This window comes from Streptomyces otsuchiensis (assembly GCF_004305975.1).
GTDB lineage: Bacteria > Actinomycetota > Actinomycetes > Streptomycetales > Streptomycetaceae > Streptomyces > Streptomyces otsuchiensis.
In genome coordinates this window covers 1-1,186 of the sequence record NZ_BHZI01000537.1, presented here as the reverse complement: position 1 = coordinate 1,186, position 1,186 = coordinate 1, and the positions used below count along the sequence as shown (strand labels likewise).

At 75.9% G+C, this 1,186-nt stretch carries 1 protein-coding gene; it reads right to left on the bottom strand.

Annotated elements, in window-relative coordinates:
• Positions 1 to 345 precede the first annotated feature (345 nt).
• Complete coding sequence (locus tag E0D90_RS25720; protein ID WP_227870516.1) at positions 346 to 1,131, bottom strand: thiazole synthase; 786 nt, start codon at positions 1,129 to 1,131, stop codon at positions 346 to 348.
• Positions 1,132 to 1,186: the final 55 nt, after the last annotated feature.

Below are 1,186 nucleotides of genomic sequence, written 5' to 3'. Positions count from 1 at the left end.
GTGGGCGGGAGAGCGGGCGGCGGGGAAGAAGCGGAGGCGACGGCCTCCGCGGGTATCGCGGCCCGGCCGTCCCCGCTCGTCCCGGGGGCGCTCGCGGCGCCGCCGTCGGTCCGCTGCCCGGGGCCAGCCGGGCTGTCGGGCCCCTCCGGACCGTCGGAGGGGTCGGGTGTGGTGCTCATCACGGGTCTCCTCGGGGCTGACCCGTTCGCGACCCCGCCCACGGCGCACCCGGCCACGCCCCCGCGCCGACGGTGCCCCGCTCGCGCAGCGACCCGGGTGCCGGCGCACGCCGGTGAGCGGGATGTTAGCCCAGTTCCGGGACCCGCTCACCGGGAATACCGGGACTCAGGAGGTGAACGCGGGGCGCTCCGGGTCGAGATGGGCCATTCCCTCCGACGGCGACGACGCCTCCGCGAAGTGCCGGCGGGGAATCCGTCCGGCGAGGGCGGCCAGCCGGCCGGCGCGCACGGCGTCCCGCATGGCCGTCGCCATCAGCACGGGGCGCTGCGCGCGGGTGACCGCTGAGGCGAGCATCACACCGGCGCACCCCAGTTCCATGGCGAGCGCCGCGTCCGACGCGGTTCCCGCGCCGGCGTCCAGGATCACCGGCACCCTTACCCGCTCGGTGATCAGCTGGAAGTTGTGCGGGTTGCGGATGCCCAGCCCGGAGCCGATCGGGGAGCCGAGTGGCATCACGGCGGCGCACCCCACGTCCTCCAGCCGCGCGGCCACCACGGGGTCGTCGTTGGTGTAGGGCAGCACCGTGAAGCCGTCGTCGACCAGGGTCTCGGCGGCCTCCAGGGTCTCGACCGGGTCCGGGAGCAGGGTGCGCTCGTCGGCGATCACCTCCAGCTTCACCAGGTCGGTGCCGAGGGCCTCGCGTGCCAGCCGGGCCGTCAGCACGGCCTCCCCGGCGGTGTAGCAGCCGGCGGTGTTGGGGAGCACGCGGATGCCCAGCTCGGACAGGACCGAGAGCACCGTGCCGTGGACGCCGGGGTCGAGGCGGCGCATCGCCACCGTGGTCAGCTCGGTGCCGGAGGCGGTCAGCGCCGACCGCAGCGCCGTGTGACTGGTCGCTCCGCCGGTGCCCATGATCAGGCGTGAGGTGAAGCGGTGGCCGCCCAGCAGCAGCGGATCGTCCTCCGGTGCCGGAACGGCGGCCGGGGCTGAGGTCGGGGCCGGGGCC